The following is a 26,219-nucleotide window of genomic DNA, read 5'->3' on the forward strand; positions in this document are numbered from 1 at the left end:
AAATATATTTATTAGTGGAATATCACGTCACTTAACCCTTGGACGGAGAAATAAAAAACGTTGAACAGTATTACGATATTGTTGAAAGGAAAATAAATGCCAATGGAAATATATGTCACCCTGTGTAAATCGTTAATAATGATATTTAAGGGTACATATAAATGAAAAAAATCTTATTGGCTTTTGCATTGCTGCTTTCTTCGTCTTTCGCCAATGCAAGTTACTTGAAAGAATGTGGAACGGGTCATGCTCTTGCCGGCGGCGTCGCTGGTGGCTGGGTAGCAGTTACTCTAAATATTTCATCCAGTACAAGTGATGCATCTTCTTCTTATCTGACGACCCCTTCACTTTGTGGTTTCTCTTTATGGGCGGCAGCAAAGTTTATTGATTCAAATTACCCAATGCTAGAACAAGATACTGCAACGGGTAATGGTGAACACGTCGTTGCAATGTTAGACATTTTGGAATGTGACGATGTCGCTCGCCAAGAGATGTCAGCGTCTATTCGCAACGATTTCAAACAGCATGTAGAGAACGATTACTACTTGAACGCCTCTCACGAAGAAAAAGTAGCGAACTACTTTAATTCTCTAGTGGGTTCGTTAGATAAAACATCTGGTACTTGCCAGGCTGTTTAAACCTTACATTTTTATATTGAAGTAACAAGCGCATGGGGATTCTCATGCGCTTTTTTATATGCGATATCCCATGAATAAAATTATCTTAGTCAGCCTCGCCTCGACATGCTTTTCATTCTTTATTGCAACAAAAGGTATTGCGGCAACTAAAAGCATTGCTGCAACAAAAAGCGTCGCTGAAGAATACGCGACTGGACAAGTGCTACATTCTTCAACCATAGAAGCACTTGCGGTGTCACCTCGGTGGCAAAAGCTTCTTCATTTTAAAAACGGGTCAAGCCAAATTAAAAATGGTTCGTTTTTTCTTTCACCTGAAGGTGGCTATAACGCATTTGCTGAGTTGGTTGAAACGATAAACGCCATTAAAAAGCCACAAGGTGAATACCCCGTCGATCTGCATCCACAATGTGTGTATCCAGCGCGTGTGCAGTGGCTAAAGGGGGAACTCGGCGACTCGCTCATATTGCCAGAGATAAATTGCCCAACCTATTCCGATTGGAAGCACATGAATAACGCCGAGTCGGTCAGTGTTATTTTTGTTTCAGGCTTTTTCGGTAATCCGGCATCGTTCTTTGGTCATTTGATGTTAAAGATGAATCAACCGTCTGGAAAGTCGGATGCAGACTCTCCTTTACTGGACATGAGCATTAACTATGGAGCCGACGTCCCCGACGGCGATGGACCAATAAAATATATGGCTTATGGTTTATTGGGAGGATACGAAGCCTCTTACACCCAAGAAGACTATTACATCTACGACGCTAGCTATGCCGAGATTGAACAACGAGTTTTGTGGGAATATGAGTTAAACCTGACAGCCGAAGAAGTCGATTTGTTGCAAGATCATCTTTGGGAAATTGGACAAGCGAAGTTTACTTACTATTTTCTATCGTTTAACTGTGCATCTCAATTGGCGAACTTCATTAATGTTGTCGTTGATTCCCCATTATTAAATCAAAATCAACCTTGGGATATGCCGATCGATGTTTTTAAAAATATCGCGAAAACAAAGCATCATGGAGAAGACTTACTGCGCCAAGTAAAAAAAAGAGATTCAAAATACGACCGTTTGCATGCGAAGTACGTAGATTTGTCTTATACAGAAAAGGCAATAGCGAAGCGCTTAATTGATAACGTTCAATTTTTGAATAGCGACGAGTACATTGCGTTGAATAGCACGTCAAAATCCAAAATCTTAAGCACCCTCTATGATTACGTCGAGTTGGAAATGTCGCGAGCAAACGAGGTCGAAATCGATACTTACAAAGCGGTAAAGAGAAAGCTCATGCTTGCTAATTTGGAATTGGCGCCAGTCGAACTTAGCAAAATCAGGCAAGAGGGCTTGCCACCACATCAAGCCCAAAATCCAATTTTAGGCAGCATTGCGTGGGTTCATCATCTGCAAAATGGCGGCGCTATGGAGTTTAGAACAAGAATTGGCTATTACGATTTTCTATCTATAGAAGCTTCTCGGTTTAAGGATTCTAACGCAACATTTTTAGACGCAAGAATTCGGACTGACGGCAATAAGGCTTGGTTGCACTCATTTGACTTTTTGAACATTGCAGCGTTAAACATATTGGACGTTGATTTGTTTGAAGAGTCACGTTGGGCGTGGAATACACGCGTTACGGTTGAACAAGCGGATCTGAAGACACAAAACGATGAGAGGTTTCGCCTTTATTCGGGCTTCGGCTTTGCTACACGAACTTTTGGAGAAGCAGCAATGTACGCAATGCCTTCGATTAGAGTGGACGCGATTCAAGTCAACGATTCTTATGTCGGAATAGATTTGGGGCTTCTTTACACGGCAAACAGTCTCTGGAAGTCGCATTTGAAACTCACCCCATATGCGAGCTCTAACTCAGAACATCCCACCTCCTTTAAGCTCAGTTGGGAAAACAGGTTTGGCGACAGTGCTACGTGGGACACCCGAGTCAAAATTGAACACGACAAGCAAGCTGAAGTAACCTTATCGAGCAATTGGTATTTTTGATGATTGCTTAGTGCGTTTGATTGATGGCTGTGAATTGAACCAAAACAGAAATCTCAAGACCAAAAGTGAGAATCATTTTCATGTAAAGTGATCTGCTTCTCACTTATGAGCTGTTTATAAAATAAAAATTTTGTTTGATATTTCATATTAAATCGATTGCATTTTGATTGTGTGATTGTACCTCTTCTATTTTTTTCCTTCTTATTCAGTTGTTTCTAAATAAAACCGTCATAAAACGCATAAGTTAAAAGTGTGATTTTCGCCGAACTTTGAGTTCTATACTTTTTTCTTATCGCAAGGTTTCTTATCCCCAAACAAACTAGGGAAGAATAATAATGGAAAATACCACGAGATCTTTGCAGTTGTTGAAGACGCTCAAAGCCAAGCTCATTGCGGCATTTACCGCCGTTTTGCTGACTTTGGCTATCATTGGGCTTACTTCGTACTTGGCTTTAACAACAGCGTCAGATGGCTTTAAGAATTACCGCGAGTTGGCAAGAGACAGTAACCTTGCCGGCATTCTTCAATCGAACATGTTGATGGTAAGAATGAACGTAAAAGACTTCTTACTCACAGGCAGCCAGAAGGATATAGACCAATACAACGATTATTTTCAAGAGGTTGAAAGCCTTTTAAACGTTGCCGACAAAGAGATCAACAAGCCTGAAAGGGCTGCAATGGTCAAAGAGCTTAACAAAGAAATCCATAGCTACAACGAAACATTTGATGTGATAAAGCGTTATCGTGTTGAACGTAATGAGCTCGTCAATGACGTATTGAATGTTCGTGGACCAAAAATGGAGAAGAATCTTACTGCATTGATGCTAAGTGCATCAGAGAATGCCAACTCGGAACTTGCGTATCGTACTGGCTTAGCGATGCGTAACTTATTGCTCGCACGTTTGTATGTGATCAAGTATCTCGAAAGTAACGAAACGTCGGCTGCTGAAAGGGTAAGATTTGAGTTCAACAACTTTGACAAAGAAATTCAAGAACTCCGTACTCTGATTGATTCGTCTTCCGATCTCGCTTTGGTATCTGAAACATCGGCAATGGAAAAAGAGTACATGAACGCTTTTGAAAGCGTCGTGGGTATCATTGTTGACCGCAATGACAAAGTGACCAATACACTCGATGTGATTGGTCCTCAGTTTGCTGCATTGGTAGAAGACTTAAAACTGTCAGTGAAGAACGACCAGGATCAACTTGGACCAGAACTCAAAGCTAAAAATGAAAACGCAGTCAACACTATCGTGATTGTATTTGTTGTCGCGCTTCTAGTGAGTGTTGGGATTGTGTTCGTCCTAACGAAAGTCGTTATGCGTCAACTGGGTAAAGACCCGAGTGAACTCGCCCAAATAGCAAACGCCATTTCTCGCGGCGAACTGGACGAGAAATACGATGAGCGTGAACCTGAAGGTGTCTTTTTATCTATGCTAAAAATGCGTGATAACTTGCGTATAGGCAGAGAAAAAGAGAAAGAAGAACGCAGAATAGCGGGCACGAATGCGCGCATTAAAAACGCTTTAGACAACGCCAGTTCCAACGTAATGATTGCCGATCGTAACTATAACGTTATCTACATGAATGACTCTATCTTGAGCATGATGAAAGAGGCGGAATCGGATATCCAGAAAGACATTTCAGGATTTGATCATCAATCGCTGATGGGGAATCCCATCGATAAACAACTCAAATACTTCGCTGAGAAAAAAACAACCTTCGATCATTTAACTCAAACTTTCACAGACGAATTGGAAATTGGAGGACGAACATTTGCATTGGTTGCAAGCCCGGTCATTGTTGATAATCAAAGAGTCGGAACAGTTGTAGAGTGGGATGACCGTACTGAATACCTCGCACAGGAGCATGAGAAAGCCCGCGTGGCCTCAGAAAATGCTCGCGTGAAGTACGCCCTAGATGGTTCGTCGGGCAAAGTGATGATTGTAGACACAAATTACGATGTCATTTATATGAATGATGCCGTTAAGTCGATGATGGAGAGTGCATCGAGAGATATCCGAAACGATGTAAGAGACTTCGATGTGAAGGGAATAAGCGGTCAGAAAATCGATAAGTACTTCCGTGCTTTCACCGAACATCTGCCGCGACTAGACAAGCTCTCTAGTACGTTTGAACACGAAACCATTGTTGGCGGTCATACGTTCGCTATTGTTGCAAACCCTGTTTCGGTCAACGGAGCACGGGTAGGTACCGTTGTAGAGTGGGATGATCGTACAGATTGGTTAGCGGAAGAACGTGAAAAAGCACGAGTTGCATCAGAAAATGCTCGGGTTAAATATGCTCTAGATAGTGTTTCTGGCAACGTGATGATTGCGGATCCCGAGCTTAAAGTCATTTATGCCAACAAAGCACTCGAAGAAATGATGCGTATGGCGGAGCCAGATATTAGGCAGCAAATACCAGATTTTAAACTGGACGGTTTGCATGGAATTGATGTTGCCAAGTTCTTCAAGAATCCAATTCAGCAACGTGGCACGTTGAGCCAACTTAAAAACACCAATCGATCTATAGAAGATATTGGCAACCGCGTTTTTGCCCTTACTTCAAACCCTATTGAAGTAGACGGTAAGCGCATCGGTACGGTTGTCGAGTGGGTCGATAGGACCGCGGAAGTGAATATTGAAAAAGAAATCGATGAAATCGTGATGGCGGCATCTAACGGTGATTTGAGCAAGAAAATCAACTTAGATGGCAAAGAAGGGTTCTTTGGTAACTTGAGCATGGGGCTTAACGACCTAGTGAGTACGGTCGAAGTTGCGATGAATGATGTAATGAATACCTTAGGAGCCATGGCTAAAGGGGATTTAACGTCACGCATCACCAACGACTATCAAGGCAGCTTTGGTAAGCTAAAAGAAGATACGAATGCCACGGCAGAAAAGCTGACAGAGGTGATCAGCAGTATTCGAACCTCGGCCAATTCGGTCTCTCAAGGCGCGAACGAAATCGCTCAAGGCAATACCGACTTAAGCCAGCGCACAGAGGCTCAAGCATCTAACCTTGAAGAAACATCAGCCAGCATGGAGCAAATGACGGGTACAGTGAAACAAAGCTCGGAACGCGCGGAAAATGCTAATGAGCTCTCGAAAGAAGCTGAATTGCAAGCTGAGAAAGGTGGCAAGGTTGTCGACCAAGCTGTCGCGGCGATGAAAGAGATCAATAGCTCCAGTAAAGAGATTTCTGAAATCATTGGTGTCATCGATGAAATTGCTTTCCAAACTAACCTATTAGCTTTGAATGCAGCTGTCGAAGCCGCACGGGCCGGTGAACAAGGAAGAGGCTTCGCAGTGGTTGCTGGTGAAGTTCGCAATCTTGCACAACGCTCCTCGCAAGCCGCGAAAGAAATTAAAGATCTGATACGCGATAGCCAAACCAAGGTAGAAGAGGGTACCGAACTCGTGAATCAATCAGGTGAAACGCTGCAAGAAATCGTGGATTCCGTGTCTAAGGTGAGCGCTATGATGCAAGAAATCACCGACTCTGCGAGAGAGCAAAGTGAAGGGATTGGGCAAGTGAATACTGCGATTGTTCAGATGGATCAAATGACTCAGCAAAATGCAGCATTGGTAGAGGAGGCTTCTGCTGCTGGGGAATCGATGGCGCAGCAAGCCAGTAATATGAATAAGACAATGGATTTCTTTAGACTCAGTGGCGGTCAAAACTCTCAACTCACCCCTAGTAGAGACATCCAGGCGAAAATTCTAAAGCTCGGATAACTCGAAATAAAATTGGTTATTCAAGAAAAAATGAAACTAAAACCTCCAACTATGTTGGAGGTTTTTTATTAAGGGGAATAATCTAGAAAATTGCTGAAATTTTGTTCATTGAGGTTCCCTGAGTTTAAGTGTAGATTTACTCAATAAGGATTAAGACAACCATATTTCAGGGAAGGAATTCGATGCCAGAGAAAGGTACAGAGCACATCGTGATCATTGGCGCAGGCGTTATTGGCCTTACATCTGCGTATGAGCTGCTAAAGCGTGGGTATAAAGTTACGGTGTTGGAGAAAGAGAGCACCGTCGCGATGGGAACAAGCCATGCAAACGGTGCTCAGCTAAGCTACACCTTTGTGGATGCGATGGCATCTCTTAACTTGATTAAGAAAATTCCCTCTGTAATTGCAGGACAAGATCCCGCACTTAAATTTCAATGGCAGTCGTCGATTAAACTCAATGTGTGGGGTGCGAGGTTCCTCTACAACGGCTTGCCATTTAATGAGGAGAAGAATAGCGAAAACCTATTTCGTTTATCCCTATATTCAAAAAAAGCGATGGATCGTATTCAGAGCGAGACAGGCGTTGAGTTTGATTTCAGACCTTGTGGAAAATTGGTTGTGTATGAAAGCCAAGCGGCATTAGATAGCGCCAAAGAAAGCGTTGAAAGAAAAGCAAGTTGGGGTTACCAACAACGCATGTTAAGCGCGTCAGAGTGTGTGAACAAAGAGCCTGCTTTAAAAGCCATCAGTGCGAAGTTAGCTGGGGGGCTTTACTCCGATATTGATGATATTGGAGACGCAGAACGTTTCTGTTACTCAATGCTTAATTACTTAAACGAACATGAAAATTTTTCGATTAACCTTGGCTGTGAAGTCACAGGGTTAGATGTTGAACAGGACACTATCACTACAGTAAACACAACTTTAGGTGACATGAGTGTAGACAAAGTTGTGATGGCGGCTGGTCATGCATCGGATGCGCTGTTAAAACCGTTAGGTGTTTCATTATCTATCTATCCGGTAAAAGGTTATAGCTTAACTTTTCCGGCGATCGAAACGTCTCCGAATGTCAGTATTACTGACATCAGCAACAAGTTTGTACTTGGTCGTATTGGCAACAAAGTACGAGTGGCGGGGTTTGCTGATTTTGTTCAGAGCTCACCCCAAAATACCCTTGATCGAGTAGAAGAGCTGTTGCAGGTTTGCAGAACAAGATTCCCTGATGTTGCTGATTACGACACGATACTGGAAAAATGGGAAGGAAGCCGACCGTGTACACCATCGAGTATGCCTATTATTGATAGAGTTGGAGCAAGTAATCTGTTCGCGAATACTGGGCACGGAATGTATGGATGGACGCTAGCCGCAGGTTCTGCGTGTTTACTTGCCGATCGAATATCCGAGGGTACACTTTGGCAACAATATGGTGGCACGTCTTGTCAGGAACATTCTATTTTTAATCGCAAGTGACAGCCCAGTTCTAATTTTATATCGGTGCCATGTGACGCCGATATAAAACTGGAAATCAACATGCCCTAATATTCTGCCTTCCATATTGGTACGCTTAAGTATTCCCCCAAACGCATTGCTGCTTCGTCAATGACTTTATTGTTCGCATGATCCATCACATTAACTCGCTCGCCATTGCGAAAAATCAGGTTGAGCTCAAAGCTTGTATATTTTATCTCGCCTCCCATTAGCTCTCTAACAAGTTGAATCGCGTGGATATCTTTAAGGTTTCCCTGTTCTGTCAATGCGACTTGGTCGTAAATGTCCTGCTTGAATCCGAAATAATACAAACCACAGCTTTTGTCGAAAACAACCTTTCGATTCCTTGTAAGTGTTCTGATACCAAATGCGCTAAACATTACCCCCCAACCGAGAAAGAATGTACTAACCATGGTGTCACTGTCAGAGCCCATTGAGGCTAAAGCGCAAACAATAGCAAACACACCTGGGACAGCAAAAACTAAGCCGCGAAGTGTTGCTGTTAGTGAACGAGATATGACGATTTTGTCAGGCTTATCGAACAGAGCCTGAGATTTGTATCGTGTACCTCCAGGGACTAAAGGATCCCAACTAATTTTAGATGCAATAGGATCATTGGTATCCGCGAGCCTGACTTTTACTTTATTTAGTCTAATTTTATTTATCTTACCCATCTTCATCTCATTTAAATTCAATAACAAAAACAGCCAGTTAATGGTTAACGTTTTAGACGGACATATTGTGTCATATGCAAAAAGGGTGTTATGAACTAAAAATGCTAAGTGCTACGAATTATTACCAAAAATTGATGCTTTCGAAGACGTGGGTGTAGGCCTAGACCTAGGTCGATAGACGTGATGCTAGTTCGATTTCAATCTCAAGTGACGATTAGACAAATTGGATTTCGGTAAATCGGGTACTTCACGCTTTTCATGGATTAGATGCCGAATAGCTAATATAGGGTGATGAAGTAGCATTCTGGGACCAGAATATCGCATAATGACTCTCATCTTTTCCTTGTGTTCCGGTTTGTAGCAGTGGATTGGGCAGCGATTACACGTTGGCTTATTTTTACCATAGGGGCAACGGTCCAAACGTGTTTCAGCGTAACTTTCTAATGATTGACAGTCTGTGCAGGAAGGAGAGTGATGTGCCTTGCAATAGATCTCGATCATTGCAGATACCGTTTTAAATTCTGTTTTCAGTTTTCCGCGCAAAATGTCGCCGCTACTTTTCATTGTTTTTCTCACATAGACTTTAACGCCTATAGGATATTACTTAGAAACGAAGACGCTCTTGATATTCTTCAATTGTCTCAGTGATTATTGAATTAGAACCACTAGACCTTCAAATCGGTGCTTTGCCTGAAAACCAAGCCCAAGATCTATACATAAGAAGTCGCTGAACCTAGCATCTTGAGGTAGCTTGAGTATATACTCTGCCTGTTTTTAATTGGCTGGATCAACAATGAGCAACGAACAAGAAGCAATAATGACGGACGAGCACCTTCGCGAAGTAGTAGAAAATCAAATAGCCGATGGTGATCCGATCAAAGTAAAAGAGACGTTAATGCGCCTTATGATGACGGGTAATTCTCGTGAAGACGCCATTGATATGATTGCGTGTGCGTTAATGTTAGAAGTATTTGGTGTTGTGAAAAATGAAGAACCTTTTAATTTGAAAAGGTACAAAGAACACTTAGACGAGTTGCCAGAAATGAGTTGGCTAGACGAAGACTAAAACCGATTAAGCCCGACAAAGCCGATACGCGTGACTAGTCCGGTGGCGCGTATTGGGCAATGTAATGCTTAAGCGATTTCGTATCACTTGTCGCAAATTGAGTCTCCAGAACTTCCAGTGCAATGACTCTGTCTACACGGAAGTTACGATAAGCATTTCGCAATTCACACCAAGCAATCAGTGTCCAAACTTTACCCCAAAATATTTGCCCTAAAGGCTGGATAAGCCTCTCTGAAACATCACCGCTTTCCGCTTGATACTTCATTTTTACTATCTGTTGATTTTTAGTCGCATTACGCAGCATTTGGCTTCGCGCAGCGGTGTCTGACTGGATATGATAATCAGGCACGATAAGAGGAAACTCTTCAACTTGCCGTTTAAGGCTATCCGGAAGAACCGACATGATTTTACGAGACGCAGACCGGCTGGCGTCAGCAAGCTCTTTGTCGGACCATGCTCTTACCATTCTCATTCCGAGCTCAAGTGCCATCATTTCTTGTTCACTAAACATAAGCGGCGGAAGGTGAGAGCCGGATTTAAGCATATATCCAACTCCCGCCTCTCCTTCAATTGGGACGCCAGACAAAATGAGTGATTGAATATCTCGATAGATAGTCCGTTCACTGACCTCCATTGTCTCAGCGAGGTATTTTGCTGTGACAGCGTAACGCTTTGAGCGTAATAAAGTCAGTAGTTCGAACAGCCTTTCAGATTTACTCATGTATCTATTGCATCCTTACAAGTAGGAAAATATTAAGTTTGATAACTATCCAGTTTGATTACATTACATCGTACAGCCAGTATCTGACTTGATGATTTGATGCTGCATATCTACTGACTCCATTTCGATTTTAGAGGCGTAATCTTGCGTTTCAGGTGCAGTCATAAATTCTTTTGATGCAGCTTTCGCTTTTTCCATGTCTTGCCAATACACCGTGTCTGTCCATGTTTCTTTTTGCTGATTGTAGCTCAACGAGCGATACAAAAAACCTTCTGAGCGCTTTAAAAAGCCAGTGATTTGATCTGATGCTTCAAGCAGTTGCGATTCGGTGACGCCATCCAATACCTTGTAATTCACTATTTCGATAACTTGTTCCATGATTTTATTCCTTGTTGTTGAATTCAGGAACATCTTACAAAAGTGGGGTGACAGAATCTGTCAGTACAATAAAAAAGCAAATGAAAATGAAATGTTGCTATTTTACTGTTAATTCTGTGTCAGAGTTGTGCAAACTAAACCTTTGTTTTAGATGGTAACTTTAGGATATTAGTCTGTGTTCCGAGTAGAATTCCGAGATAATATGGATGTTGATATAGATCAATAGCGACTTTCTTCTGATGGAAAATTTAGTTGCTGCTACAAAATATGACTCACCTTGTTGCATAAAATTAACATGTGTTTGCGAGTCATTGTTCAAATTAGATCTTTTATAGGTGCCGAATTCGTTAGTCCAATCTATGGTTATTTTGCAACGCATTCTAAGTTTTGATGCGTTGAGCAGTTTGATCTTTCTAATAGATTTTAAGGATAAAGAGATGAATCATTCGCACCAAATTAGTGAGAAAAAGGGTCTTTTCTCATTAAGCACTATCGCTGCTTCATGCATGTTGGCATTAAGCGCATTTTCTGCCCCAGCGGCGGCTGTAACACCAGTAGATCACGAAGCTTGTCGTCCAGACGGCCTTTATCAAACTCCTGGTGTCACCGTCCCATATTGTACAATTTACGACCAAGAAGGTCGTGAAAAAATGGGTATGGATCACCCAAGACGACTTATTGGTTACTTCACTAGCTGGCGTGCTGGTGATGACCCACAAGCACAATACCTAGTTAAAGATATTCCATGGGAGCAATTGACCCATATTAACTATGCATTTGTGAGCATCGGATCCGACGGTAAAGTTAATGTTGGTGATGTTAACGATCCAAACAACGCAGCAGTTGGTAAAACATGGCCAGGTGTTGAAGTTGATCCTGCGTTGGGCTTTAAAGGTCACTTCGGTGCACTTGCTACTGCAAAACAAAAACACGGCGTAAAAACGTTGATCTCCATCGGCGGTTGGGCCGAAACGGGTGGTCACTTTGGTGCTGATGGTACGCGTGTAGCAGACGGTGGCTTCTACACAATGACAACCAATGCCGATGGTTCTATCAACCATGCGGGCATCGAAAAGTTCGCAGCATCTGCTGTGGAAATGATGCGTAAGTACAAGTTTGATGGCTTGGATATCGATTACGAATACCCAACATCAATGGCTGGTGCTGGTAACCCAGACGATAAAGCGTTCATGGAACCTCGTCGCCAATACCTATGGGCATCGTATCAAGAATTGATGAAAGTGCTTCGTCAGAAAGTGGATGCAGCGTCTGCACAAGATGGTAACCACTACATGCTGACAATTGCAGCGCCTTCTTCAGGTTACCTGCTTCGTGGTATGGAAACGTTTGACGTTACTAAGTATCTCGATTACGTAAACATCATGTCTTACGACTTGCACGGTGCATGGAACGACCACGTAGGTCATAACGCTGCGTTGTACGACACAGGTAAAGATTCTGAGCTAGCGCAGTGGAATGTATACGGTACAGCGGCATACGGTGGTATCGGTTACCTCAACACTGACTGGGCTTACCACTACTTCCGTGGTTCTATGCCTGCTGGTCGTATTAACATCGGTGTTCCATACTACTCTCGTGGTTGGCAGGGTGTTAATGGAGGAGAAAACGGTCTTTGGGGACGCGCTCCACTTCCTAACCAAAACGAGTGTCTTCCAGGCACTGGTGAAGGTGAGAAAAACAACTGTGGTTACGGTGCGACTGGTGTAGACAACATGTGGCACGATACCGATCCTAAGACCAAAAAAGAAATGGGTGCGGGTTCTAACCCAATCTGGCATGCGAAGAACCTTGAGAAAGGTATTTACGGTTCATACGCAGAAGCTTACAAGCTAGACCCTGTTAACAACCCAGACCACAAATTAGTGGGCAACTACGTTCGTCACTACGACAGTGTGGCAGTGGCACCTTGGCTATGGAACGCACAGAAGAGCGTATTCCTTTCTATCGAAGACAAAGACTCTATCAATGTGAAAGCGGATTACGTCATCGATAAAGAGATCGGCGGTATTATGTTCTGGGAACTGGCGGGTGACTACAACTGTTACGTGCTAGATGCTCAAGGAAACCGCACAACGGTTGATGCAACTGAACAAGCTTGTACGACTGGCAACGGTGAGTACCACATGGGTAACACCATGACCAAAGCGATGTACGACAAGTTCCAAGCGGCAACACCATATGGAAACAAAGTGGGTGTTCTACCTACACCAACTGAAGCGGTTGATATTGCTGTAAGTGTTGGTGGCTTTAAAGTGGGTGATCAAAACTACCCTATCAACCCTAAAGTCACGTTTACAAACAACACAGGTACTGAATTACCTGGCGGAACTGAATTCCAGTTCGATATCCCAGTATCAGCTCCGGATAACGCGAAAGACCAATCTGGTGGCGGTCTGAAAGTTATTGCTTCTGGTCACACTCGTGCGAACAATATTGGTGGCCTAGACGGACCAATGCACCGCGTATCTTTCTCTCTTCCAAACTGGAAAGCACTACCTGCTGGCGGTACTTACGAGCTTGATATGGTTTACTACCTACCAATCTCTGGTCCTGCTAACTACAGTGTGAAAGTAAATGGTAAAGAGTACGCGTTCAAGTTTGAGCAGCCTAACCTACCAATTGGCGACCTAGTTGGTGGCGGTGATCCAGGTGGTCCTGGCGACGGTACTTGTAGCACGACAGGTATCAACGTTTACCCTAACTGGCCTCAAACTGATTGGGCGGGTAACCCAAGCCATGCAACAGGTGGTGACCAAATGGTTCACAACAACGTTGTTTACAAAGCAAACTGGTACACAACATCTGTACCAGGAAGCGATGGCAGCTGGACTAAAGTGTGTGCAGTAAAGTAATTTGATACTGATCCACAAATATATAAATGCGAGTGTTCTTACACTCGCATTTTTTTCACATGCGTTCCAATGCCCAAAATAGAGGCTATGATTAAAAAACACTCAGTTGAGGTTGGCAACCTAAAAACTCACTTCAAGGAAATATCGTGATTGTTAGAAGAGCAGAGCGCAAAGACAAAGAAGAGTGGGCGATACTAAGAAATGAACTATGGCCCGATGAATTATCAGCGCACAAATTGGATATAGAATCTTTTTTTGATCTTACTAGTGTTCAAATTGTTGAGGTCTTCGTATTAGATAATGAAGAAGATAAGATCGTCGGATTTATTGAATTAAACATCCGAAGCCATGCTGAAGGAGTTGATGTTAGAGGTGTCCCTTATATTGAGGGGTGGTTTATTGAACGGGATTATCGAGGAACAGGTTTTGGTAAAAAGCTATTGAGGCAAGCGGAAGGCTGGGCACGACGCCAAGGTTTTGATTGGCTAGCAAGCGATTCAGATATTAATAACCTCGCCAGTATCGCCTGTCATAACGCCGTTGGCTTTAAAGAGATGGCACGAAACGTATGCTTTGCAAAGAACCTAAGAGCACATCAACTATCAAGCGTGGATGAATCAAAGACAAACAGTGAATAGTAGAAAGGGGGAGAAAATTCAATCAAGGAGGCTAGCTCGTGCGCTTTTTAAAGCCTTCGGAGTCGACAACTTGGTTTCTACCGTGTTGCTTGGCAAAGTAAAGGTATTCGTCGGCAGAGTTTATCGCACACTCCAAAGGTTTTTCTAGTAAGTGACCAGAAAGTGTAATAACACCAAGGCTGACAGTTAGCCTAATGTTGTGATTATAATTAATTACAACTATTCTTTCTATTTCTTGTCTTATCCGTTCAGCGATTTCTTTGGCTAGCTCTAATGACGAATTAGGTAGAGCAATAGCAAATTCTTCACCTCCGAGTCGACCAAGAATATCCGCATCTCTCGTTACTTCACCAATTTTCGACACAACAGCAACAAGAACCTCATCGCCCGCGGCATGACCATATGTATCATTGATTTTTTTGAAGAAGTCGATATCCAAAATGATGAGCGAAAGAGGACGGTTGATACGGATACATGTAGAAATGGCTCGCTCTGTATAATCATTGAAACTGCGTCGGTTGAGTGCGCCTGTCAATGGATCGGTTGAAGCAAGGACACGCAATTTCTTTTCCAGTTGTTTGCGATCGCTAATGTCAGAAATAGACATAATTATTAAAAGCTGGTCATCAAACATGAGTGTACTCAGTGCTATTTCTGCTTGCATTAGATTGCCAGAAGGTAGCGAAATGGCTATATCTAATCTTCGGCTACATTCCTCCTCTTCGCATTTTAGGACATCAATAACATGCGCTCGCAGAGAAGTTCGGTGTTTTATCGCAACAAGCTCTGTTGGGTTTTTACCAAGAAACTCGTTCTTAGGTTTCTGAAAGACAGTACTTATATACTGATTTACCATGATGATTTCTTGTTTCGGATTGCATATCACAATGCCTGTTGGTGCCGCGTTTACCAGCCCTTGAAGCTGTTTCTGAGCTTTTTGAATTTGCTCCATTCGTTGCTTTTGAAGCATTTCAAGTTGTTTGGTTAATGATATATCACGTAACACCAGTAACCAGCGAGTATGGCTAATCGGTGTGATTCGTGCTTTTACTTGATAGTGTGTTTCATGAGCATAAAGATTTAATTCAGCCGCCCTACCACTTTTGGATTCGTAATTTTTTAGGAAGTTTTTCAGTTCTGGAGAGTTAATGACAATGTCTAACTCTTCTATGGTTTTAAAATTTTCTTCAGAGTCAATAAATGGTGGGCTGAAATTACCAGAGCGAATATCCCGAACAAGCCCCTCTTTATCTATCCAAAAGCTCATGTCTGGTAGTGCATCCAGTATCAAGCTAAGGGTTTGGTTCCTGTTGGTTAATTCTGTACAGCTAAGATCGAGTGTTCTTTCGGTCATCGTTAGCTGCTCTGCCATCGATTGATAGCCTTGATCAACCATTTCTATAAACGTGTTGACTTGATCAGCGTCGAAGGTTTCCCCTTCTTTTGGCACTCCATTTGGGAAAGCTTTGCGCAGTTGACGTTTGAGAAGTCGGTGCATATCAAGTTTCCGAAAATGCAGTAATAGTCATAGTTTGGTTGTGTAACTCTGATGGATAGTGCCTGTCATAAGGAGCGATTTCTCCGTAAGAATAAAATCCACAAAGTAAGGTTGATGGACCAAGCTCGTCTTTTACTGCTTCCACTTCATCTTCGACAAGTTGTTTCAAAAGAATTTTTCGCCCAACACAGCTGATTAAGATGGCAAATTGTGGGGAGTCGTTCATATCCTGTCGACACACTTCGGCAGCGGTTTGCGCACCTTCTATAAGCGTTTCAACATTTGCTCGCATCAACATGGCGGTTGCACCTGAGGGTACGTTACCGGCAAATGTAATTGAGCCCGACGTTTCATCAATGCTGAGTAGTGTGCGCACAAGTTTCGTTGATTTACTGGGGTCGCTTATCTCTAACGGAAATCTGAGCCCACTAGCAGGTAAGGTGGAAGCGAGTTCGCCTAAGTAGCTCTTGTATATGTCTAGGGCGTTCTCGTCGTCTAATTCATAAAGTGTGTTTTCTTCGGAGTGTGTGATTTTTCTTTCTAAACCAAATGGACTCCAACCACCGCGCGAGCCATAGCTCACGGAAATTGATTCGCCATAGAAGCCGATAGCAACGATCTGTTTTTCTGCTACATCATCTTGGTAGAGTACGTAGGTCTTGTCGAAGGATTCGTTGTCACCAGCAAGCCCTCCTGTAACCTTAATGTGCTCGGGGACAGCGCACTCAAACCCCTCAGTTAGCATACATCCATTCACATGTAGCCCATCGCTGAGCACTAAAATATGCTTCAAATCGGGCGTTTCCATTAGCTGTTTCACCATTTGGACCCCAATGTCTTTTTGGTTAATTTCTTCGTCTGGCATTTTCAGACGCAGCATACGTATGGGGGTTTTCTCAAAACAAATTACGGTTACCACTAGCGCGTCATCGTGTACTCGAATCCCAGAAACTTCACCTGCAGTCGAGCAGCCTGTCAGTAGGGCATCTGGCAAGTAATTGCGTAATTGTTTAATGGCATCTTTTTCACTATTGATTGAGCCGAATAATAAAACCAAAGTGTTGTCACTATTAAGCTGCTTTATATCTTCTGCATTTTGCCAATGCTTTCCGTCCCATACAGACTGAAGTGTTTTCATTCTAATGACCTAATTCTTTATACCCACTTTAAATTTAGTGTGTTTTGCTGCTATTTCAAGTTATTAGAAAGGATGATTTGATTAAAATTCAAATAGTTAATTAAAGTAGAGTGTTTTTGGAGAGCCACTATCTATTTGTTTTCAAACATGAATAATGAAATCAATTATTGAGATAGTTAGCTGAATTAACGTTTAGGCGGTATTGGAAAGAAACAGCAGAAAAAATAATGCTACTTTTTTGGTTAGCTTATTCAGTAAGTAGTTGAGCTAATAAGCCTAGGTTTAGGGATTGGGCATTTTCTAATTCGGTAAAATCTAGATATTCATTTCCTATAACATCAAATCGCATGAGATCGATAGCTTCGGCATCGTATTCGGGATGCGTAGAGCTTAAGATATACCGACCTTTCCCAAATTTTCCTTTGATCACGGCAGCAGGAGTATTCGGTAGATCAGCGAATGTTGCTAAAATATCAACATCTTCGTCTGGCTTAGCTTTGAATAGGCTACCGCCCATATAGAGGGAAGATTGGAGTAGGGTGTTTGACCCTTGAAGGACATTCAAAGAAACAACATTAGGTTTTGTGTTGTTAAAATTATCTCCCGCGCCAAAACACTCAATGGGACCTTCAGCCGTACCATTAAAAAACGCGAGTTCGTTTGAGGTTTCAATTTCAAATGGTGAATTTTTTGCCCAAAGAGTACGCGCGCACGCCATATAGGCACCAGCACATATTCCAAGATAAAAACCCCCATTTGCAACGTAATCTTTAATTAACGTGTTGGCTTTACCATTTAACTTCGCCGATTTGTAACGACTTGCGCCACCAGGCATAACGAAGAGGTCGATATCTTGGCTCAAAGCCCCTTCAAGAATTTCATTGGCATTAACGAAAAAAACGTTCTGTTTGCCACGAAGTTTTGCCAACGCATAATACAGAATATGGTTGTTTGAAACGTTGTCGGTATAAATTAGAGTTTTCACAATCGTTCCTTCTTCGCGGCAAACTTTTTTACATACAAGATATTTATATACAAGACTGGCTAAATTAGGGAATCTATGCCGCTCTTGATAGCAAACTCGCAGGTCGCGCTTTTGCGATTGCCGATGTCAATAGACCAGCAATAATAGCCTTTATGATGTCTCCTGGAATAAACGCGGTAACAAGAGCCGCGGACTCAAGAAGCGTTTTCTTAAGAACGATTGCCATACCGGCAATGCCAAATACATACATCACGATAATTCCGCCAATCATAGACGCAACACTGGCTATAAGGGTTAGGTTACCGTTACGCCACTTTTCTACTATAAATCCTGTTACAAACGCAGCAATTGGCCAACCAATCAAGAAACCGCCAGTAGCACCGAAGAAGAGTCCGATTCCACCACGACCACCTGACAATAGAGGAAGACCAATAGCGACAAGCAACAAGAACAGAAGTACGGCTAATCCACCACGTTTTGCACCCAAGATAGTGCCACAAAGCATAATGCCTAGACTTTGTGCGGTGACGGGGACGCCAAATGCCAACGTAATTTTGGGGATCAAGCCAAGGGCGGCTATCAAACCCGCAAAAAGAGCGGTATAAGCAATGTTCTTTTCCATTTATTTTTTCTCCAGATTAGTAGTGCCACCGCGAGCTCTGAGAGCTTCGGCAACGTGGTCCGCATCGTCCAGTGCAAGAACGGTAAAAGGTAAAATAATGCGCCAGCCAGATCGTTTGGTAGAACGAGCTCGCCAAGCGAAAGTCAGGCTTTGGCTTTTAGAAATCAAAACGGGGGTCATGCGAATAACTAACGCGATAGCAAGTTCTAAGGCTCGAGTGCTTAAGCCTAAACGCCTATATGGGCGCGCTAAGAAATGCACCACATCGATCATATCGGACAGTCGTGTTGTCATCGTCACCAAGTTTGCAAGTGCGACGGCAGATAACATTCGAACAACGATAACCGCACCAAGTTGGTATTCCTCTGTCCATGTATGCCATGCAAGTACAATAGCGACGAATGGCCATAAAATTTTTAGCTGCCGACAACCGTGTAGAAAAAACACTTTGCCCGGCAACGCATAAAGGACGATAACTAGAGCAAGAAAAACACCATGTAAGAGGATACTTTCCACAAAAAATAAACTGATTGTGACAACACCGAGTAGAGCAAGCTTTAGCCCAGCACTCCAGTTATGTGCTCTCGTTTCAATTGGTGAGGTTAGAGATATCATCGCTGTCTCCCAATCGGTTCATTTCAGCAAGGTAGTTTGGCAACACTACGGCAGGCGTACCCACTTCCTCAATTTGCCCAGATTCTAACCATAAAATTTGATCATAATGTTCGATATCAGCGGGATCGTGGCTGATATGAACCAAGCACCCATCGAAGGAATCTAAGTACCGCTGAAGTTGTCGTTTTGTGGGAATATCTAACCCTGCAAACGGTTCATCCAAGATAATAAGTTTGGGCTGCATAGCGACAATAGACATTAGGCAAACCAAGTGCTTTTGACCTTGTGATAGAGAGGCGGTATGAACATCTTGCCAGTGAGTTTTGCCAAATTTAGTCAAAATGTTTAAAGCATTCGATTTTGCTTCAACCTTACTTTGTCCCTGCTGTCTTAGACCAAAAACAAGTTCCTCAATAACAGTGGGAAATATGATTTGATGATCAGGATTTTGAAATAGGATGCCAATTTGTGCGACAGCCGCACCTCTATTCTTGTAGGGATCTATACCTGCCACTTGCAATTTACCAGACTGTATTTCGATCAAGCCGGATAAAACACGTGATAGGGTCGATTTTCCTGAGCCATTGCGACCAATTATTCCCAGGCGGCGAGACTTGGTTTCAAAAGACATGTTCTTAAGGACTCGGTTACCTTCTATATCTAGGCACACGCTCTGCATCTCAATTAATGAATTCTGAGCAGCATTTGTTGATATTTTGTCGTCTGAACTTGTCATGTTTTTATTCGTGTCTAGGTGAATTGCAACCTAACGCTAATTGAGTTAGCGATGATTTGTGACGCGCATACTATCAACTTGAATTTGCAGGGTAAACCACCAATAGATTGTGGAGACTATATTAGAGGTGAGTAAGTAACCTGAACTCGGGATAACAACTTGCTTTCTAATGGCTCTTTTCACCTAATACTGCGTTGAACCCTCTCCCAATAACCCGTTATTGATTCGTGGTTTCGCCTTGTCTTAAGTGAAAATTTCTCATTAGAATGTATCGAGATAAAATTTTCAATTATTTTAAAGGGTTAGCTAACCTCTTATCCCGAGTTCAGGTTAAGTAAGTTGGTCGTGTGATTTTCAAGCGAGGTTTGGGTGGCAAGTGCAAGAATACCGCTCGACACAAGAATACCTCCCAACACAAGAATTCAATGGTGATTTGGTGGGCTAGGTCGGTATAATGATATCTATCTCCCAAAAGACAGTATGAGTGCGTAGCAAAAGATGAGAGAGAATCCCCAAACCAATACCCATCCGGCTATTTCTTTTGAAGAACTGCCTTCAGATGTGTACATGAATTTTGATGCGTTCAATTCGAATACTGTTACGCGAGAACATTGTCACGTTTGGGGGCAATTGCAATTTATTCGAGGCGGTATGTTGGAGCTGTTTGCTGATAAGACACGATTTCTAGCGCCGCCCAATTTGGCGATTTGGGTTCCTGCTGGTGTATTGCACCACAGTTTTAATAGAAAGCCTCTGGATTACTGTTCGCTCAATGTCAGTGCTGATAAGACAACGCATATGCCAAAACAGACTTGCCTATTGGGTGTAACACCAATTATGACAGCCATTATCGAAGATTTTCGGCAGAGAGATGTGTGTTCGGCAGAATCGGAGCAAGATAAGCGATTAGTTGATGTTTTACTGGATCAATTGGCAATGGCACCTGAGAAACATCATTTTTTACCCACCTCCAGTCACAAGATGTTAGCCCCTATTCTTAGAGGGTTAGAAGAGAACCCAACTAACAACGACTCATTGAAAAACTGGGCTGCTCGCGTTCACACTACCGAGCGGTCTCTTGCAAGGCACTGCCAAAGCGAATTAGGGATGAGTTTTACAGAGTGGCGTTTACGTATACGTTACCTTCACTCTATGGAGTTGCTTCGTAAAGGTAAGTCGGTAAAGGAAACCGCGTTTCTTCTGGGTTACAACCAAGCCAGCCCATTTATTACAATGTTCAAACGTTACGCTGGAGTAACGCCAGATCAATATAAAGTGAATAGACCAGTATGAAAAATGCCCGCATGTTTGCGGGCATCTGATTTGGGTTACTTAATCGATGTATCGATCAGTGTTAACGAGTTACTTTACTTTCCACTCAATCTGCTCACCAGCACGGATTGGCACAACAATGTCGCTACCAAATGGCATAGTTTCAGCTACATCCCAAGATTCTTTAACCAGTGTTACCGTATCTTGATTGCGAGGAAGCCCGTAAAAATCCGGACCATTGTGGCTTGCAAAACCTTCAAGGTTTTCTAGCTTGCCTTCGTTATCAAAAACTTCTGCGTAAAGTTCTACTGCAGCGTGCGCAGTGTAAGAGCCTGCACAACCACAAGCAGATTCTTTCGCTCCTTTTGCGTGTGGTGCAGAATCTGTTCCTAGGAAGAACTTTTTGCTGCCGCTGGTGGCTGCTTCAATCAACGCTTGTTGGTGTGTATTGCGTTTCAAAATTGGCAAGCAGTAGAAATGTGGTTTGATACCGCCCACTAACATGTGATTACGGTTAAACAGCAAGTGGTGCGCGGTAATTGTTGCCGCGACGTTTTCGTTCGAGTTCTTCACAAAGGTTACTGCGTCGGAAGTTGTAATGTGCTCAAGAACGATCTTTAGGTTAGGGAAGTCGTTAACGATAGGAGCAAGAACGGTGTCTAGAAACTTCTTCTCGCGGTCGAATATATCGACGTCGTGAGTGGTGACTTCACCGTGAATCAAAAGCAGCATGCCAACTTCTTGCATGGTTTCTAACACATGATAGATGTTTTTCGCATCTGTTACACCTGAATCAGAGTTTGTTGTTGCACCTGCAGGGTAGAGTTTAGCTGCGACAATTTTGCCCGTCGCTTTCGCTTTACGAATTTCATCAGAAGTCGTGTTATCCGTTAGGTAAAGAGCCATCATAGGTTCGAAGTGCTCGCTTGGCCTTTCTGCCATGATACGGTCACGATAGGCCAGTGCCATTTCGGTATCGGTAACGGGTGGGATGGTATTTGGCATTATCAGAGCTCGACCATTGTAGCGGCTGATATCGCGTACGGTGTCGGTTAAAACATCGCCATCGCGTAAGTGAACGTGCCAGTCGTCAGGACGAGTGATAGTAATTGTTGTCATTTGAAAGCTCCCACCAGGTTAAGATAAAACAGGAGCCTAAAAGTAGGAATTCGACGAAAAGTCTAAAAACGCAACCGTTTAGGCGACAGGATGATAGACAAAAATACGTTATCTTTCACGCCTTTTTTGCCTTCAAGCCTATTAAAGGTGCATTTACTTCATTTGGCTCCCTACCTTTCCGTCGTCACATGACTTAGTTGGAAGAGTATGTTTAGACTAACTGTGTTTAAACGTTTGTGCCGAATATGTGAGCTTGAAAAGCGAGAATAGCTTACATAACGTATAATCGAATGCTCTTCGTACTGAAACGTATAGGTGTAAAAAGTGTGAATCTTTGACTCGAATCATCGTGTTCATTATTGTACCGTTACCCTAATTCGTAGACATTGCAGCAAATAAAAATAGGGAAAGATGAGCCTCACTTATGACGCCCAAAGCAGTTAAGTAAAACTTCCAGCTTCCATTATTGAAAATCACAAAGACAAAAGTCTTTTAGAGTAGTGAATAACAATGACAAAACCGTACTTATCGCAAATTAACGTTTTTCCTGTTAAATCCATCGGAGGAATTCGACTTTCAAAAGCTTGGGTTGAGAAGCAAGGGCTAACTTTCGACCGTAGGTTCATGGTCGCGGCGATGGATGGTTCAATGGTCACGGCGAGAAAACACCCCAATATGGTGAAAGTAGACGCTGTGCTTCAACCTGATGGATTTGTTATGACCTACCTAGGAATGCCGACGTTAAGGCTCCGTTACGCTGATTTAGAAAGAAAAGTGATGTCAGCACAGGTTTGGAATGACAATTTTAACGCGTTGTCGACAACTCAGGTGGCGAACGATTGGTTTAGTCGAATTTTGGGCATACCAGTTCAGCTGCTTTATTGTGGTGAGCAGTCGAACCGCGTTAGAGAAAAAATCCAAACGAACGTTAGCTTTGCTGATGGGTATCCTCTCCTTGTGATCAGCGAAGCATCACTAGCGGAATTAAATAAAAGAAGTGGCGAAACCAATTCAATGGATCAATTCCGAACCAACTTGGTGGTTTCTGATACTGAACCTTTTGCGGAAGACGGTTGGAAGCGAATCAAAATTGGTGATGTCGAATTTGAAGCGGTAAAGCCATGTGAAAGGTGCATTCTAACGACAGTAAATACACAAACTGGGGAGTTTAAAACCTCAAAAGAGCCTCTAAAGACGCTCTCCACCTTCCGAGCAAACGAACGGGGAGGTGTGTTCTTTGGTCAAAATCTTGTTTCTAAAAATGAAGGTATCATTCGCGCCGGTGATGTGGTGGAGGTTTTAGAAGCAAAACCTAAAGAAGAGTACAAAGATAATTCGAAAGACAAGTTAACGCTCACATGTGTGGAGAAAGAAACCATAGCACGTGATTTTTTGACGTTTTGGATGGAACCAGCGAAAGGCACCTTACCCGGCTATCTACCTGGTCAACATCTGCCAGTAGAAATTGATACACCAGTAGGTAAACTTTCTCGCCGCTACACCTTATCCTCCAGTCCGACACGACCTGGCAGGTATGCCATTTCGGTAAAACGAATCAATGAAGGTGCGGTGTCAAATTGGCTGCACGATCGATTCAAAGTGGGGGACACGCTGGTGGCAGATACACCTGATGGCGCATTCCACCTAACCAATACGCTTCATCCCTTGCTGCTAATGTCCGCAGGCAGTGGTGTGACTCCAATGCTCTCTATGCTTCGTTACCTTTCGGATCACGACCAAGTTAATAACGTTGTTTTTTATCATCAATGCAGTACTGAGCGAGACATCCCTTGCCGTAAAGAGCTAGAGAAGCTGAATATGATTTATCCGGGGTTGCATGTAGTGATTTCTTTAACGCAACCAGATTCCAGTTGGCACGGGTTGACGGGGCGGCTGTCGCTAAGCCATATAAAGAAAATACCTGACCTGTTATCAAGGCAGGTTTTCGTATGTGGTCCTAGCGGCTTTATGACCAAATCTAAAAATCTTTTGATGAAAACGGGGTTGGATGAAAGTCAGTATCATCAGGAAGCATTCGGCGTAGCCAAGCCAGTTGAATTGCCGTTGAAAGAGATAAAAGTGACGGTGGATGGAAAAACGTTTGAAGGGAATAACCAACAACCCCTTTTGAATCAGGCTGAAGATGCTGGAATGAGTATAGCGAACAGTTGCCGAGCGGGGCTTTGTGGCGCGTGTCGTGTGAAAGTCGTTCGCGGGGAGTTTGAAACGCCAGATGTGCCAGCGTCGATGCCAGATGATAAAGCGAATGACATTGTTTTGGCTTGTTGTAGTACGCCTCTTGGTGACGTCTCTATATCGACAGACCTTAAAGCTTAACGATTACGAAACAAAAAAACAGAGAACTTAGGTTCTCTGTTTTTTATTGGTGGAAGTCACTTAATTTGGTTGGTTTTACTCAACCTAATCTGTGCTGGAACACTTAGTCATAAATGGTAGGAATAGGCTGACGTTTGTGCTGAGTTGCTTTGTAAATCGCAACGAGCTTTTGGGTGACCTCTTCAGAGACAGGTTTTCCTTCAAGGAAGTCGTCTATTTGATCGTAAGTGAGATTCAGAGCGTCTTCATCCGCTTTCTGTGGCGCAAGTTCTTCTAAATCGGCTGTTGGAATCTTATGAACAAGCAGCTCTGGCGCGCCTAAAGTGTCCGCAATTTCGCGCACTTGACGCTTGCTCAAACCAAACAACGGTGCTAGGTCGCATGCTCCATCCCCGAATTTAGTATAAAAACCAGTAATGTTTTCAGCAGAGTGATCGGTTCCTAAAACTAAACCACCTACGTAACCAGCAATTTCATATTGTGCCACCATTCGAGCACGTGCTTTGACGTTTCCTTTTACGAAATCTATTTTCGCTGGGTCTTGAGGGAGCAGATTGGAATCTTGAAGTGCAACGTGAGACGCGCTATGTAAGCCATCCACGCCCGCTTGAATGTTTACTGATACAGAATGTGAAGGTTGTATAAAACTCAGTGCCAGTTGTGCTTCGTCTTCGTCTTTTTGTTCGCTGTAGGGAAGGCGTACTGCAATAAATTGATAGTCAGCGTTGTCAGACTCTTCATTAAGCTTGTTTACTGCAAGTTGAGCCAATCTTCCGCATGTAGTGGAATCGACACCGCCACTAATACCCAAAATTAAAGACTTACAACCAGACTCTTGAAGTTTACGCTTAATAAAATCAACGCGACGCTGAATTTCAAAATGAGGATCGATCGAAGCCAATACTCGCATCTCGTCACGGATTTGATGTTCCATTCTGTTTCCTTATTGTGCTGCCGAGTTTTCATATCTGAGTGAGTTAAAGGTGGCGCTCTAAACCCTGTATTTTATAACCCTGTATCTTAGGGTCACTTGGATATATCATACCCCAATCTTTTTATTATTAAACACCGATTTGCCTGAAAAAAGTTACCGAAATGGAATTCTCGGATACTTGGGCTTAAGTGTTACGAATGATGGAATTTCTTCCAGTAACGAATGTATGAAAAATATTGCAATCTTTGGTAGTGCTTTCAACCCACCAACTCTTGGACACAAAAGTGTTATCGAATCATTAACGCATTTCGATAAAGTATTGTTAGTTCCAAGCTATGCGCATGCATGGGGAAAAGAGATGGCAGATTTCGATGTAAGGTGTCAGATGGTTGACGGATTTATTTCGGATATAGCTCAATTCAACGTTGAATTGTGCCGAATAGAAGAGAGCTTATATCGCCCGGAAGAGAGTGTAACGACGTATGCACTTTTAAATGCCCTCCAAGAAACCTACCCCGATGCGGAGCTAACGTTTGTTATAGGTCCAGATAATTTCTTTAACTTTTCCAAGTTTTACTGTTCTCAAGAGATCACTAAGCGCTGGTCAGTAATGGCATGTCCTGAAAGAATTCCAGTCCGGAGTACGCTAATTCGTGAGAAATTGGCTCAAAATGAATCGATATCAGCTCTAACTACCCGATCTGTCAATAATTTCTTGCGAAATCGCACATTGTATCGGAAGATATAGGAAT

Annotated in this window: 22 protein-coding genes; 10 read left to right on the forward strand and 12 right to left on the reverse strand. The window is 42.9% G+C overall.

Translation table 11 applies throughout. From position 1 onward, the window contains the following. Positions 1–161: 161 nt before the first annotated feature. From Q8W40_RS08160 to Q8W40_RS08175, 4 genes are all read left to right on the forward strand, one after another. Positions 162–638, forward strand: coding sequence for a DUF3015 family protein (locus Q8W40_RS08160; RefSeq protein WP_305396700.1), 477 nt, complete (start codon positions 162–164; stop codon positions 636–638). A gap of 70 nt (positions 639–708) precedes the next feature. Further along, positions 709–2,634 (forward strand): Lnb N-terminal periplasmic domain-containing protein, encoded by a 1,926-nt coding sequence (locus Q8W40_RS08165; protein WP_305396701.1) that lies wholly within the window; start codon positions 709–711, stop codon positions 2,632–2,634. A gap of 335 nt (positions 2,635–2,969) precedes the next feature. Further along, positions 2,970–6,374, forward strand: coding sequence for a methyl-accepting chemotaxis protein (locus Q8W40_RS08170; protein ID WP_305396702.1), 3,405 nt, complete (start codon positions 2,970–2,972; stop codon positions 6,372–6,374). A 182-nt stretch (positions 6,375–6,556) separates the two neighbouring features. Beyond that, complete coding sequence (locus Q8W40_RS08175; RefSeq protein ID WP_305396703.1) at positions 6,557–7,843, forward strand: FAD-dependent oxidoreductase; 1,287 nt, start codon at positions 6,557–6,559, stop codon at positions 7,841–7,843. A 65-nt stretch (positions 7,844–7,908) separates the two neighbouring features. Here the strand turns inward: Q8W40_RS08175 and Q8W40_RS08180 are convergent, their stop codons facing one another. Both Q8W40_RS08180 and Q8W40_RS08185 read right to left on the reverse strand, forming a co-directional pair. After that, the gene (locus Q8W40_RS08180) at positions 7,909–8,535 is read right to left on the reverse strand and encodes a hypothetical protein (protein WP_305396704.1); all 627 of its coding nucleotides are present in this window, start codon (positions 8,533–8,535) and stop codon (positions 7,909–7,911) included. A gap of 186 nt (positions 8,536–8,721) precedes the next feature. Continuing rightward, entirely contained in the window at positions 8,722–9,099 is a 378-nt protein-coding gene (locus Q8W40_RS08185) for a nitrous oxide-stimulated promoter family protein (protein ID WP_305396705.1), read from the reverse strand. Between the two features lie 229 nt (positions 9,100–9,328). On the opposite strand from Q8W40_RS08185, the gene Q8W40_RS08190 reads away from it, so the two are divergent. Continuing rightward, complete coding sequence (locus Q8W40_RS08190; RefSeq protein ID WP_104402710.1) at positions 9,329–9,601, forward strand: hypothetical protein; 273 nt, start codon at positions 9,329–9,331, stop codon at positions 9,599–9,601. A 34-nt stretch (positions 9,602–9,635) separates the two neighbouring features. Here the strand turns inward: Q8W40_RS08190 and Q8W40_RS08195 are convergent, their stop codons facing one another. Together Q8W40_RS08195 and Q8W40_RS08200 are read right to left on the reverse strand one after the other, a co-directional pair. Continuing rightward, the gene (locus Q8W40_RS08195) at positions 9,636–10,322 is read right to left on the reverse strand and encodes a helix-turn-helix transcriptional regulator (RefSeq protein WP_305396706.1); all 687 of its coding nucleotides are present in this window, start codon (positions 10,320–10,322) and stop codon (positions 9,636–9,638) included. A gap of 63 nt (positions 10,323–10,385) precedes the next feature. Next, a complete protein-coding gene (locus Q8W40_RS08200; protein ID WP_305396707.1) occupies positions 10,386–10,700 on the reverse strand; it encodes a hypothetical protein in 315 nt (104 codons plus the stop codon). Between the two features lie 437 nt (positions 10,701–11,137). Between Q8W40_RS08200 and Q8W40_RS08205 the strand changes: the two genes are divergently transcribed. Next, positions 11,138–13,573 (forward strand): chitinase C-terminal domain-containing protein, encoded by a 2,436-nt coding sequence (locus Q8W40_RS08205; protein WP_305396708.1) that lies wholly within the window; start codon positions 11,138–11,140, stop codon positions 13,571–13,573. A 146-nt stretch (positions 13,574–13,719) separates the two neighbouring features. Beyond that, the gene (locus Q8W40_RS08210) at positions 13,720–14,211 is read left to right on the forward strand and encodes a GNAT family N-acetyltransferase (RefSeq protein WP_305396709.1); all 492 of its coding nucleotides are present in this window, start codon (positions 13,720–13,722) and stop codon (positions 14,209–14,211) included. 31 nt (positions 14,212–14,242) lie between these two features. Here Q8W40_RS08210 and Q8W40_RS08215 read toward each other — a convergent pair whose 3' ends face one another. From Q8W40_RS08215 to Q8W40_RS08240, 6 genes are all read right to left on the reverse strand, one after another. Continuing rightward, positions 14,243–15,709, reverse strand: a complete 1,467-nt coding sequence (locus Q8W40_RS08215) for a sensor domain-containing diguanylate cyclase (RefSeq protein ID WP_305396710.1) — start codon at positions 15,707–15,709, stop codon at positions 14,243–14,245. A 1-nt stretch (position 15,710) separates the two neighbouring features. Beyond that, positions 15,711–16,847 carry an FIST signal transduction protein gene (locus Q8W40_RS08220; protein ID WP_305396711.1) on the reverse strand — a complete coding sequence of 379 codons (1,137 nt, stop codon included), beginning with the start codon at positions 16,845–16,847 and terminating at the stop codon, positions 15,711–15,713. A gap of 247 nt (positions 16,848–17,094) precedes the next feature. Then, on the reverse strand, positions 17,095–17,832 hold the full coding sequence (locus Q8W40_RS08225) for a BPL-N domain-containing protein (protein WP_305396712.1): 738 nt from the start codon (positions 17,830–17,832) through the stop codon (positions 17,095–17,097). A gap of 73 nt (positions 17,833–17,905) precedes the next feature. After that, positions 17,906–18,454 carry a biotin transporter BioY gene (locus Q8W40_RS08230; protein ID WP_305396713.1) on the reverse strand — a complete coding sequence of 183 codons (549 nt, stop codon included), beginning with the start codon at positions 18,452–18,454 and terminating at the stop codon, positions 17,906–17,908. After that, complete coding sequence (locus Q8W40_RS08235) at positions 18,455–19,069, reverse strand: energy-coupling factor transporter transmembrane component T family protein (protein WP_305396714.1); 615 nt, start codon at positions 19,067–19,069, stop codon at positions 18,455–18,457. Then, entirely contained in the window at positions 19,044–19,805 is a 762-nt protein-coding gene (locus tag Q8W40_RS08240) for an energy-coupling factor ABC transporter ATP-binding protein (protein WP_305396715.1), read from the reverse strand. Before Q8W40_RS08240 ends, Q8W40_RS08235 begins: the two co-directional genes overlap by 26 nt. Positions 19,806–20,303: 498 nt before the next feature. On the opposite strand from Q8W40_RS08240, the gene Q8W40_RS08245 reads away from it, so the two are divergent. Beyond that, positions 20,304–21,098 carry an AraC family transcriptional regulator gene (locus Q8W40_RS08245; RefSeq protein ID WP_305396716.1) on the forward strand — a complete coding sequence of 265 codons (795 nt, stop codon included), beginning with the start codon at positions 20,304–20,306 and terminating at the stop codon, positions 21,096–21,098. Positions 21,099–21,167: 69 nt separating this feature from the next. On the opposite strand, the gene pyrC is transcribed toward Q8W40_RS08245, so the two are convergent. Continuing rightward, a complete protein-coding gene (gene pyrC, locus Q8W40_RS08250) occupies positions 21,168–22,196 on the reverse strand; it encodes a dihydroorotase (protein WP_305396717.1) in 1,029 nt (342 codons plus the stop codon). A gap of 510 nt (positions 22,197–22,706) precedes the next feature. Here pyrC and Q8W40_RS08255 point away from each other — a divergent pair. Further along, positions 22,707–24,533 carry a hybrid-cluster NAD(P)-dependent oxidoreductase gene (locus Q8W40_RS08255; protein ID WP_305396718.1) on the forward strand — a complete coding sequence of 609 codons (1,827 nt, stop codon included), beginning with the start codon at positions 22,707–22,709 and terminating at the stop codon, positions 24,531–24,533. 103 nt (positions 24,534–24,636) lie between these two features. On the opposite strand, the gene nadE is transcribed toward Q8W40_RS08255, so the two are convergent. After that, positions 24,637–25,467 (reverse strand): ammonia-dependent NAD(+) synthetase, encoded by an 831-nt coding sequence (gene nadE, locus Q8W40_RS08260; RefSeq protein ID WP_305396719.1) that lies wholly within the window; start codon positions 25,465–25,467, stop codon positions 24,637–24,639. Positions 25,468–25,693: 226 nt separating this feature from the next. Between nadE and Q8W40_RS08265 the strand changes: the two genes are divergently transcribed. After that, entirely contained in the window at positions 25,694–26,215 is a 522-nt protein-coding gene (locus Q8W40_RS08265) for a nicotinate-nicotinamide nucleotide adenylyltransferase (protein ID WP_305396720.1), read from the forward strand. Positions 26,216–26,219: the final 4 nt, after the last annotated feature.

This window comes from Vibrio penaeicida (assembly GCF_030689305.1).
GTDB lineage: Bacteria > Pseudomonadota > Gammaproteobacteria > Enterobacterales > Vibrionaceae > Vibrio > Vibrio penaeicida_B.

What these genes read in the sequence shown, in the direction of transcription:
- Q8W40_RS08160 (WP_305396700.1), top strand. Translation starts at nt 162, where the DNA reads ATGAAAAAAATCTTATTGGCTTTTGCATTGCTGCTTTCTTCGTCTTTC.
- Q8W40_RS08165 (WP_305396701.1), top strand. Translation starts at nt 709, where the DNA reads ATGAATAAAATTATCTTAGTCAGCCTCGCCTCGACATGCTTTTCATTC.
- Q8W40_RS08170 (WP_305396702.1), top strand. Translation starts at nt 2,970, where the DNA reads ATGGAAAATACCACGAGATCTTTGCAGTTGTTGAAGACGCTCAAAGCC.
- Q8W40_RS08175 (WP_305396703.1), top strand. Translation starts at nt 6,557, where the DNA reads ATGCCAGAGAAAGGTACAGAGCACATCGTGATCATTGGCGCAGGCGTT.
- Q8W40_RS08180 (WP_305396704.1), bottom strand. Translation starts at nt 8,535, where the DNA reads ATGGGTAAGATAAATAAAATTAGACTAAATAAAGTAAAAGTCAGGCTC.
- Q8W40_RS08185 (WP_305396705.1), bottom strand. Translation starts at nt 9,099, where the DNA reads ATGAAAAGTAGCGGCGACATTTTGCGCGGAAAACTGAAAACAGAATTT.
- Q8W40_RS08190 (WP_104402710.1), top strand. Translation starts at nt 9,329, where the DNA reads ATGAGCAACGAACAAGAAGCAATAATGACGGACGAGCACCTTCGCGAA.
- Q8W40_RS08195 (WP_305396706.1), bottom strand. Translation starts at nt 10,322, where the DNA reads ATGAGTAAATCTGAAAGGCTGTTCGAACTACTGACTTTATTACGCTCA.
- Q8W40_RS08200 (WP_305396707.1), bottom strand. Translation starts at nt 10,700, where the DNA reads ATGGAACAAGTTATCGAAATAGTGAATTACAAGGTATTGGATGGCGTC.
- Q8W40_RS08205 (WP_305396708.1), top strand. Translation starts at nt 11,138, where the DNA reads ATGAATCATTCGCACCAAATTAGTGAGAAAAAGGGTCTTTTCTCATTA.
- Q8W40_RS08215 (WP_305396710.1), bottom strand. Translation starts at nt 15,709, where the DNA reads ATGCACCGACTTCTCAAACGTCAACTGCGCAAAGCTTTCCCAAATGGA.
- Q8W40_RS08220 (WP_305396711.1), bottom strand. Translation starts at nt 16,847, where the DNA reads ATGAAAACACTTCAGTCTGTATGGGACGGAAAGCATTGGCAAAATGCA.
- Q8W40_RS08230 (WP_305396713.1), bottom strand. Translation starts at nt 18,454, where the DNA reads ATGGAAAAGAACATTGCTTATACCGCTCTTTTTGCGGGTTTGATAGCC.
- Q8W40_RS08235 (WP_305396714.1), bottom strand. Translation starts at nt 19,069, where the DNA reads ATGATATCTCTAACCTCACCAATTGAAACGAGAGCACATAACTGGAGT.
- Q8W40_RS08240 (WP_305396715.1), bottom strand. Translation starts at nt 19,805, where the DNA reads ATGACAAGTTCAGACGACAAAATATCAACAAATGCTGCTCAGAATTCA.
- Q8W40_RS08245 (WP_305396716.1), top strand. Translation starts at nt 20,304, where the DNA reads ATGAGAGAGAATCCCCAAACCAATACCCATCCGGCTATTTCTTTTGAA.
- pyrC (WP_305396717.1), bottom strand. Translation starts at nt 22,196, where the DNA reads ATGACAACAATTACTATCACTCGTCCTGACGACTGGCACGTTCACTTA.
- Q8W40_RS08255 (WP_305396718.1), top strand. Translation starts at nt 22,707, where the DNA reads ATGACAAAACCGTACTTATCGCAAATTAACGTTTTTCCTGTTAAATCC.
- nadE (WP_305396719.1), bottom strand. Translation starts at nt 25,467, where the DNA reads ATGGAACATCAAATCCGTGACGAGATGCGAGTATTGGCTTCGATCGAT.
- Q8W40_RS08265 (WP_305396720.1), top strand. Translation starts at nt 25,694, where the DNA reads ATGAAAAATATTGCAATCTTTGGTAGTGCTTTCAACCCACCAACTCTT.